The organism is Trinickia sp. (assembly GCF_051961175.1).
Classification (GTDB): Bacteria; Pseudomonadota; Gammaproteobacteria; order Burkholderiales; family Burkholderiaceae; genus Trinickia.
Map to the genome: position 1 here is coordinate 67,871 of NZ_JBQCDN010000112.1, position 9,281 is coordinate 77,151.

The 9,281-nt window shown below is 60.3% G+C and carries 9 protein-coding genes and 1 pseudogene; 2 read left to right on the forward strand and 8 right to left on the reverse strand.

The window, feature by feature from the left end; genetic code table 11:
* The first annotated feature begins 69 nt into the window (after positions 1-69).
* A complete protein-coding gene (locus tag ACTHL0_RS06175; RefSeq protein ID WP_440565773.1) occupies positions 70-1,026 on the forward strand; it encodes a hypothetical protein in 957 nt (318 codons plus the stop codon).
* 53 nt (positions 1,027-1,079) lie between these two features.
* Here the strand turns inward: ACTHL0_RS06175 and ACTHL0_RS06180 are convergent, their stop codons facing one another.
* Together ACTHL0_RS06180 and ACTHL0_RS06185 are read right to left on the reverse strand one after the other, a co-directional pair.
* Positions 1,080-2,930, reverse strand: coding sequence for an ABC transporter ATP-binding protein (locus ACTHL0_RS06180; RefSeq protein WP_440565756.1), 1,851 nt, complete (start codon positions 2,928-2,930; stop codon positions 1,080-1,082).
* 269 nt (positions 2,931-3,199) lie between these two features.
* Positions 3,200-3,730: a GNAT family N-acetyltransferase gene (locus tag ACTHL0_RS06185; RefSeq protein WP_440565757.1), complete on the reverse strand. Its 531-nt coding sequence runs from the start codon at positions 3,728-3,730 to the stop codon at positions 3,200-3,202.
* Between the two features lie 90 nt (positions 3,731-3,820).
* Here ACTHL0_RS06185 and ACTHL0_RS06190 point away from each other — a divergent pair, with 90 nt between their 5' ends.
* The gene (locus ACTHL0_RS06190; protein ID WP_440565758.1) at positions 3,821-4,186 is read left to right on the forward strand and encodes a LysR substrate-binding domain-containing protein; all 366 of its coding nucleotides are present in this window, start codon (positions 3,821-3,823) and stop codon (positions 4,184-4,186) included.
* Positions 4,187-4,261: 75 nt separating this feature from the next.
* Here ACTHL0_RS06190 and ACTHL0_RS06195 read toward each other — a convergent pair whose 3' ends face one another.
* From ACTHL0_RS06195 to ACTHL0_RS06220, 6 genes and pseudogenes are all read right to left on the reverse strand, one after another.
* Positions 4,262-5,437, reverse strand: a complete 1,176-nt coding sequence (locus ACTHL0_RS06195) for a hypothetical protein (RefSeq protein ID WP_440565760.1) — start codon at positions 5,435-5,437, stop codon at positions 4,262-4,264.
* Positions 5,438-5,439: 2 nt separating this feature from the next.
* Positions 5,440-5,721, reverse strand: a complete 282-nt coding sequence (locus ACTHL0_RS06200; protein ID WP_440565761.1) for a hypothetical protein — start codon at positions 5,719-5,721, stop codon at positions 5,440-5,442.
* Between the two features lie 877 nt (positions 5,722-6,598).
* Positions 6,599-7,630: a dienelactone hydrolase family protein gene (locus ACTHL0_RS06205; RefSeq protein ID WP_440565762.1), complete on the reverse strand. Its 1,032-nt coding sequence runs from the start codon at positions 7,628-7,630 to the stop codon at positions 6,599-6,601.
* Positions 7,631-7,737: 107 nt separating this feature from the next.
* On the reverse strand, positions 7,738-8,364 hold the full coding sequence (locus ACTHL0_RS06210) for a tyrosine-type recombinase/integrase (RefSeq protein ID WP_440565763.1): 627 nt from the start codon (positions 8,362-8,364) through the stop codon (positions 7,738-7,740).
* A gap of 102 nt (positions 8,365-8,466) precedes the next feature.
* Positions 8,467-8,802: a GNAT family N-acetyltransferase gene (locus tag ACTHL0_RS06215; protein ID WP_440565764.1), complete on the reverse strand. Its 336-nt coding sequence runs from the start codon at positions 8,800-8,802 to the stop codon at positions 8,467-8,469.
* Between the two features lie 69 nt (positions 8,803-8,871).
* Positions 8,872-9,281 (reverse strand): annotated as a pseudogene (locus tag ACTHL0_RS06220) (S66 family peptidase); the annotation flags it as partial.

Here is a 9,281-nt window from a genome sequence, read left to right on the forward strand (position 1 = left end):
AACGCGCGTGGGTACCTGCCGCTGCGCTTTGCAGCATTCATGATCGTGAGTGGCACCGCTCTGGTCGCGATGGCAACGGCGACCATGGCAGATGCGCCTTCGCTGCGGGATTTGCCGCTGAAACACCTCGCCGATGTTCCGCTACCCGGCCGCACCACCCGCCTCGATTACGAGAGCTACGATCCCGAACGGCACTTGCTTTTTATCGCGCATCTCGGCGATGGCGAGATCATTGTCTTCGACACTAGCTCATCCCGCGTTGTCGGAAAAATTGACGGCGTGTCGTCGGTGCACGGTGTGCTCGCCATTCCAGAACTCTCTCGCGTTTATGCTTCGGCCACGGGCACGGATGAAGTCGTGGCAATCGACGAAACAACGCTGAAAATCGTTGCACGCATACCCGGTGGTCATTACCCGGACGGCATGGCCTACGCGCCCGAGTCGCACAAGCTTTACGTTTCGGACGAAACGGGAAAGACCGAAACGGTGATCGACGTTCGAAGCAATCAGCGCGCGGCAACCATCGCCCTCGGCGGTGAAGTGGGCAACACGCAATACGATCCGATATCGCACCACGTATTCGTCAATGTGCAGAGCCGCAGCGAACTCGTGCAAATCGATCCGAAGACCGATGCGATCGTGGCTCGGATCAAATTGCCGGGCGCCCGGGGCAATCACGGGCTCCTCATCGCGCCGAAGCAGAGCCTTGCCTTCATCGCATGCGAGGACAACGACAAGCTGCTCATCCTGGATATGCGCACCCGACAGGTCGTCCGATCGTTCAACGTCGGCGGCGATCCGGATGTGATGACGTTCGATGCGGTGGCCGGCACACTTTACGTAGCGGGCGAAGCGGGCATCGTATCGATGTTCAAGGTAGAGGGCGCGACGGTGGTGAAGATCGGCGAAGGCAAGATAGGAGCGAACGCTCATGTCGTCGCCGTCGATGCTGCAACACACCGCGCTTACTTCCCGCTGAAGGACGTTGGCGGCCGCCCGGTGCTGAGGGTCATGGCGCCCAGGTAGAGGCTGCCGCACAAACGGGAGCGCCCCTACCGTGGGCTGCCACACCAGCGATTTCACACCTCGGCTATCGCCGCCGCTGCCGGTCGAACCGGCGACGTCGACGGCGCATCGAGCCCCTTCGTCAGTTCGAGCGCCTGCCTCTCGAACAGCCGCCGATACAAACCATGCTCGAGCCGAATCAGCGCATCGTGATTGCCTTCTTCGACGATGCGCCCCTTATCGAGCACGAGCAGCCGATCGAGTGCCCGCACGGTCGACAACCGATGTGCGACAACGAGCGTCGTGCGCCCGACCATCAACCGTTCCATCGCCTGCTGAATCAAGGCTTCACTTTCGCTGTCGAGGCTCGATGTCGCCTCGTCAAAAATAAGCACCGGTGCATCGGCGAGGAACGCCCGCGCAATCGCCACCCGTTGCCGCTCCCCGCCCGAGAGTTTCACCCCCCGCTCGCCCACCAGCGTGTCATACCCCTTCGGCAGCGAAGTAATGAATTCATGAGCGTTGGCCAGCCGCGCCGCACGCTCGATTTCAGCCTGTGACGCACCGGGCCGCGCATAGGCGATGTTCTCGGCCAACGAGCGATGAAACAACAGCGGCTCCTGCTGAACGATCGCAATCTGCGCGCGCAGCGACGCCTGCCGGACATCCGCGATGTTTTGCCCGTCAATCGTGATGCTGCCCTCCGAGACATCGTAGAGACGCTGAATCAGCTTGATGAACGTCGTCTTGCCAGAGCCCGAATGCCCAATCAACCCCACCCGCTCGCCAGGCGCGATCCGCGCAGAGAAGTCGGCATACAGCGGTGCGGCATGGGCGTCGTAGCGGAACGTCACGTGCTCGAAGCGAATCTCGCCGCGTTCGACGACGAGCGTGCCCGCACCGGGCTTGTCCTCGATTCCGAGCGGCTGGCGCGTCAACTGCGCCAGTTCTTCCATGTCGTTGACGGAACGCTGCAGCTGGCGCACGAGCATCCCGACATCACGCAAGTAGCCTTGCAGCACGAGGAACATCGTCAACGAAAACGCGATGTCGCCCACACCCGCGCGGCCGTTCAGCCACAGCATGAGACCCACCCCGAGCATCGCGGCTTGCATGAAGGCCAGCATGACGTTTTGCAGACTGCCGTTGAACGTGCCGCGCACCCATTGCCGCCGCGTGCGATGCCGCCATTTCTCGATGACGCGCGTGAAGCGCTGCTCCTCGCGCACCTCCGCGCCGAACGCCTTCACCACGGCGTTGCAGGTCACGGCGTCCGCCAGCGCGCCGCCCATGCGGGTATCCCAAGCGTTGCCCAGGCGCGCCGCCGGTGCGACGACACCGATCGTCAATGCGATGGTCGTCGCGATGTAAAGCAGCGCCCCCACGCCGACCACGACACCCATGATCGGCCAGTGCATGCCGAGCAAGATCGTTGCGCCGACGAGCATGACGACCGAGGGCAGCAGGCCGAGCAGCAACGTGTCGTTGAACATGTCCAGCGCCCAAATGCCGCGCGTGATCTTACGCACGGTCGAGCCGGCGAAGCTGTTCGCGTGCCAATCCGTCGACAAACGCTGCACGCGGTGGAACGCGTCGCCGGCGATGTCGCTCATCATCCGCAGCGTGAGCGCGATGAGGCCCGCATAGGTGAGATAGCGCAGGAGCGCGCTGCCGAGTGCGAGCGCAATGAGCGCCCCGAACGATTCGAGGGCGCCATGCAGGGCAGCCGCCTTCGCATGGCCTGCGCCCGCCAGCGCATCGACGAGATGTCCCGCGAACAGCGGGGTCAAGACGTCGGCCAATGCGGTCAGCAGTGAGACCGCGACGATGCCGGCAATACGCCAGCGTTGAAACATCCAGTGAGTAAAGGCGAAGCTGAAGACGTCCTTGAACGTCTGCCCGCCGAGATCGATTCTGCGAATCATAGGCGCTCCGCCCGGGGAGCAGGTCGCACCCAGGGCCATTGAAGATGTCAATAAAAGGCTTCGCGACGCAGACAAAAAAACGTCGGCGACGCCGCTACGCCGCGTGTTGCGGCGAACTACCTGAAAAGCAAGAGAGCCGGGGTGCGCGCCGGATGGTTCCGGCTGAACGCGGCGACAAAAACGGCGACGTCAGCGTCGCATGTCGCGCGGGAGAACACCTGCCACGTTCGGGACGGCTGCAAGCGTGGTATTGAACATCGAACGCCTCCCTAAGTGGTTGGGTGAATTGGGGGGATTGATACGACGATAGTGTAGCAGCAACGCCCGGAATCGGCGGGAAGGCCGTTGCGTGCGCGCGGGTATTTCGCAACAGAGGGGACCCGCCGCCGAATTCGAAGCCCCTGCTTTACGAATAGCGCCGCGGCGGCCATCGCAACCAACAAGCCAGCGTCCGCGGAAAAGGTTGGACGAGCGACACGGTATGCGACGGCAACGAAGCCGTGCCGCTCATAAAAAGCAGCGGCCTCATGGTTCATCTGGAACGTATAGAGTTGGAGCTTGAGGCCTGTCTGTGACTTAACCGATTCCAACAAGGCAGTGCCGACCCCTCGTCGCTTATATCGAGGACAGACATACAACTGATCGAGCCATGCCACCCCATCCGAGACGCAGTGCGCGGTCATACCGACAATCTTGCCGTCGCGTACCGCCACGATGACGCCACCCGACGGGATCAGTACATTGGCAATCCACTCGCGAATGGCGGCGTCGCCTACTGAAGCCGCGGCTTTTCGGCTCATAAGCCAAATTGAAATAGTCGTGAATTACAGCGATTAGGGCTTCGGTTTGTGTCATTTCGGGCTTTCTCGCACGCCACACGTAGCGTTCCTTTGACAACTGCCATCCTGGCCATCGACCCCGCTACCGGCCGGCCCTTCGAATGGGAGTTTTGGCGTGGCAAAGAGAAGGTAAAGGTGGCCGTTCACGGAAACCTAACCGTCACCGATGCGGGAACGAAACTCGGGGCTTGTCTTGCGGGCTACGGAATTGCGCAGATAATCGACCTAGGCATCGACGCGCACCTGCGTGCCGGCACGCTAGTGCCCGTTCTAACGGACTGGCCCGACGAGACGTTCCCTCTGTACGTCTACTACCCTAGCCGGAATCACGTTCCGGCCAAGGTAAGAGCATTCATCGACTTCGTCGTCGGCATGATGCCGAGTCTAGAACCGCCGCATTCCTCGCGAGCGCGCTAAACGACGGTCTCCAATGAGGCCGACATGAAAAACGACGAGAAATTTCGATGCCGATGGTCCTCGGCAATAGCGTCCTCACTGCGGCGGCAAGCCGTCGGCCATTTGCCACCGCAATACCGGATGAGTCCAGCCAGCCGGCATGACCCAAGCGCCGTTCGCGCTGAAATCCCACCCTACGAAGCTCGCGGGATCGCTCATTTGCGCCGTTGTCAGGCCGTGGCTCGCCGGCACGCCACCACCGCCGTTCGTCAACCCTGTCGTTTCGACGTTCCAGTAATTGTCGGCGCTCGCCCCGCCCGTATTATTGCCCGCAATGGCGACGGGAGAGCCGCCATCGAACGGGTTCTGGAAGACCGCCCCGGTAATGAACGACTGGCTGATCGCCCCCTTGTTCTGGTAGACGAGCCCCTCCGCGTAGCCGCCAGGGTGGAGGCCTGAGGCCGGTCCAGTCGCGTAGCTCTGAGAAATCGTGCCGTCATTCTCCCCCACCAGTTCGGCCACGTTCATAGTGCCTTGGACTGCGACGTCAGCAGCCGACCGCTCAATGAGCCCCTGATTTTGGCCCACCAAACCGCCGGCCATTACCACGAAAACGTCTAGCGACCCGCTCGCGAACACGTTTGCGACGAGCCCTTGGTTGATGCCGACGAGCAAACCGACAGGCGCAAGCGTGAGACCTCCTTCTAGTACCGAGAATACCGAGGAGTAGCTGTTCGTCAGGTTCAGGTTGCGGACCACCCCGGAAGAGCCGATTGCGCCGAAGAGCCCCGCTGACAGCAGCGTGCCGTCGTCCGAATTTACGGGCACGATCGTGATGCCGTTGATCGTATGCCCCATCCCATCGAACTGACCGGAAAACGGCGACGTGAAGCTGCCAATCGAAATGACGCTAGCGCCAGCGCCATCGAGGTTCTTGCCGAGTGCGTAGTTGCCCGTTAGATTTTGTGAGATGTTTTGCAGATCGGCGAGCGAGTTCGCGAGTTCATAGCCGGTGATCTGCGTCGTCAGCCCGCTACCGGTGGCCGGCGTCCATACTGCATTCGCGCGAAGGGTGCCCGGCGTATACGTCCCGTTCATGTCGTAGAGGGCGCTCACGATGCCCGTGCTGTGCGACCAGTCGACTGTACCGTTGTTGGTGACGCTGCCGTGATTGTCGATACCGGCTGCGTCGGCCCGAAGCGTGAGGTCGCCGGCGCCTCGATTCTGGATCGTCGCGCCTTTGGCGAGGGCAATCGAACCGTAGGCCCCCAACGTCAGCGATGCCTTGCCGTTCCAAAGCCCGTCCAGTCGATGATGCCGCGGCTAGACGTCTGATTGATCGTCAATTGCGTGTCGGTGCGGTTGAACGAGCCTATACCGGCGACGAATTGACCGCCGCTCGGCAGCAGCCCGGCGCGCGCTTGAACCGAGGTGAACAGGAAAGCGACCGCGAACGAAATAGCGGAAACGGATCTTGCTTTATACGATGCGGAATTTGACGGTTTCATGGTCTCACTCTGAGTGGTTCGGTCGTCCTGATCGTGCGGCAGCGGCACGGCGTCATTGCGGACAACGCGTTGTACATTGCATAAGGACAAACCAATGAAGCGCTGACTCGAAGATTTCGACAGGCTGGGACATCAATGCCGAATACGTCATGGTAGGTATTCGCGGCCGCAAATTCGCGGCGCAATCAGTCAATCCTTAGCTGTTTTGCGCCTTCTTTATTGGGGAAATCGCGCCGCAACTCGGGGGAACGCCGGAAAAGCCGATATGCCGGCCTCGCCGAGGCATCGTTCGCTCGCGAAGCGGCAACCTGCGCTGCCTTGGCTCATGCGCAGCAAATCCCAACATCTGATCACCGCCCTCATCAGCATGGCGATTTGGCGTGGCACTTTCACCGCCCCCCGGCTAGGCTGGCGCAAGTGCCTGACGCATCATGCCTTTCGCAGCGTCTCTCGTCTAAGTCGTGAATCCAATCGGAGCGCACACCATGCCCCCACCGAAGGTGCTTTGCTCAAACGTAGGCCGCTAACGCGGGGTAAGTCAGGGTCGAGCGCCTAGACAATTGGCTGTTCTCGGACCCGAAGCGGACTGTCGAAGTCGCCGGAAGCGGTCATTTGAAGCATCTTCTTCGGCGTGGAACGTCGACTATCGACCCGGGCACTTCGACGGCGACCGTCTGTTCCTGGCAGGTTCGGTCGACACCCGCGCCGTAAATTTATCGGGTGCCGTCAACACGAGCTTGCCTTTGATTTTTTCGGCGGGCGTAACCGGAAAGTAGGTCGAAATGGCGGCCGGGGACCTGCCCCAGCTTGCCTGTCAGATAGAAAATGCAGCTGAACTGGCCTTCCCCGGTTTCGGACGAGAAGCAGCAAGCGACGGCAACGACCTTACGATTCGACGCGTTTGGAGCGGTGCGGGGACGCCGCACTACAACCCCATTGCCTTCATCAGAAATGCTTTGACTTCCGCCTCAGACCTTCTGCCCTGTTCCAGATCGGCGCCAGCGGAGACGCCTCGGGCAATGCAGTGCTTGTACTCCGCATCCATGGCTTGAACGCCGGCGTATTTCTCGCCCGTTGGCAGCCGGTAGTACGCATCGTGCTGGACGTCGAGGAGTGTCTCAGGGCAGTCACGGAGCGTCGTCGCGCCAGGGAAGTACTTGAAGTAGGCATGCGTGTTGTCGAAATCGTGGTAAGCCCCGGGGTACACGTGCACCTCCACGGGCTGTCCATCATGCTTCATCCTGTCCACCACATCGAGACACTGCCGCGCTGGCGTGTAGTCGTCTTTCTCGCCCATCGCCAGCATCAGCGGCGCTCCCGTCAGCGGTGGCGGCGGCATCTCCCACCAGAGTTGCGCGCATCCGGGATAGAAGCCGATCAGTGCTGCGAACCGCGTGTCATCGTCGATGACACCTTTTCGGAAGGCATCGAGCACCAGATCCATCGCAACGTGCCCGCCGCGCGAGAAACCGATCTGCCCGATTCTCTTCGGGTCGATGCGTGGATCGGTGCTCAGCAGTCTCAACGCGAATAACGCGTCGGCGTCATTGGCGGCTGGGCTCAATTGGGATTGGTTGTCCATCGTATTGCTGATGCCGCGCGCGCCAAACGAGTCCACCACGAACGCCGCCATGCCCATCTGATTGAACATGCGTACCCAGCGGTCGATATCCTTTTGCTGCACGCCTGCCGATCCGTGCGAGAGCACCATGGCGGGCACCCGACCCTGAACGTTCTCGGGCAGATACAGCGTGCCCCAGATGGTAGTCGGCTTCTTGTCGTACTTTCGATGAACAAGCTCCCATTTCGTCTTGGGGGTGACGCTGTTGAAATAGATTTTTCCGTTCGGCATGGACGAAAGGTCGTTGTAGACCTCTTGGGCCGATACGGATAGCGCTACCGCGAAGATGAATGGAAACAGGCGACGCAACAAACCGACATTCAAGAGCCGATTCATGAGATTCCTGCGCTGGGGTATCGAAATGTGGATTGTCAGCGATGTTGCGACGCTTGTCGAATGACCGCTTCTGGCCGAAAAGCGACCGCTCGCCGACCGGCGTGCCATCAAACCTCGGTCTGCTCCGCCATCTCAAGGGCATCGTCGACCTCAATGCCGAGATAGCGAACCGTGCTTTCCAGCTTCGTGTGTCCGAGCAGCAACTGCACCGCCCGAAGGTTCTTCGTCCGCCGGTAGATCAGTGAAGCTTTTGTGCGGCGCATCGTGTGGGTGCCGTACGCGGTATCGTCAAGGCCAATCGATGCAACCCAGCGGTGTACCAGCCGGGCATATTGTCGCGTCGACAGGTGCGGTGACGTATGAATCCGGCTCGGGAACAGAAAATCCGCCGCCTTCAGTCCTCGCGCTTCGATCCAGGCTTCGAGGCTTTCGCGGGTTTGTTCCATGATCTCAAATTGCACTGGCCGCTGGGTCTTCTGCTGCATGACGGTCGCTCTTGACGCCATGTGGCTTCCGTGACGGACATCCTGGACCTGCAACCGTGTAAGGTCGCACGCTCGCAGCTTGCTATCAATTGCGAGATTGAACATCGCGAGCTCACGAACGTTCGACGCCATCTGAAGTCTCGTTCGGATCGCCCAGATTTCCCGGAGCTTTAACGGCGGCTTCTGCCCGGTGAGCTTGCCCTTGTTCCACGGCATACGGCGGCCAACGACGACATTCTCGGATTCCATGACAATCTCCTTACAAGGGAGGGGAGATCGAGTGTGCGCCTCTTTCGCCGGACGCTATCCGACCCACAAGGGACTTTCGTCATCCTCCGAAGCAGTCGTTCATCAGTGAGTTCGGTAGAACGCATTCAAGCTCACCCCGGTCGCGCCTGCATTGCTTCCACTCGTTCGCGAGTCGAGATATAGAATCATTGGGAGGCTCGTACCTCGGCGTGGATGTCCTTCATTGATGCAGAAACCGAGAGCTTGATAAAATTGAACCGCATCGAGTGCCGAATTCACTTTGACGTGGCTCCTGTCATTTCGCGAAACGCAGCGTCGGATCGCCTCTGTGAGTAAAGCGCGGCCGACACCTTGGCGTTGAGCCTCGGGATGGACAAAGAGACTACACAGGATCGTCGCGCGCGCTCGCGCTATGCACAATGCATAAACCGAACCCACATGAGACGTCCACGTTTCTCGATGACCGACGTTCGCTGCAGGCAGCGAATGTTCATATCTAGACGCATTTCATCGCTGCTGAATCACCAAGCCCTGGCCGTCTTGCAGTTTGACTTGTGCCAGTGCGCCATTCACCAGCGAAAGTTGCGGAGGGACGTGTCCGATATCCATGTCGTAAATTACCGGACAACGGACATCGCCGAGGACGGAATGCAACGCATCGATGTAGCTCAGTTCATGCGGCTGAGCGCTGTCGGGCCCTGCATTTCGGCCGACCAATATTCCTGATAGTCCATCAAACCAACCGTTCAGCCTTAGCCCAAGCAGCGCGCGAGCCACATTGCTGGGACTCATCTCTGCGTTCTCCAGATAGAGAAGTATCCCGTCGTCCTTTAACGCATCGATAAAGCGCGGCACGTCACCGAACGCCGTGCCGGCAAGCCGAGATACGGTGTCGAGGCAGCCACCGATGAGCCGAC

Excerpts from the sequence above, each read along its gene's own strand:
- ACTHL0_RS06175 (WP_440565773.1), top strand. The coding sequence starts at position 70 with ATGGCAACGGCGACCATGGCAGATGCGCCTTCGCTGCGGGATTTGCCG.
- ACTHL0_RS06180 (WP_440565756.1), bottom strand. The coding sequence starts at position 2,930 with ATGATTCGCAGAATCGATCTCGGCGGGCAGACGTTCAAGGACGTCTTC.
- ACTHL0_RS06185 (WP_440565757.1), bottom strand. The coding sequence starts at position 3,730 with ATGAGCCGAAAAGCCGCGGCTTCAGTAGGCGACGCCGCCATTCGCGAG.
- ACTHL0_RS06205 (WP_440565762.1), bottom strand. The coding sequence starts at position 7,630 with ATGAATCGGCTCTTGAATGTCGGTTTGTTGCGTCGCCTGTTTCCATTC.
- ACTHL0_RS06210 (WP_440565763.1), bottom strand. The coding sequence starts at position 8,364 with ATGGAATCCGAGAATGTCGTCGTTGGCCGCCGTATGCCGTGGAACAAG.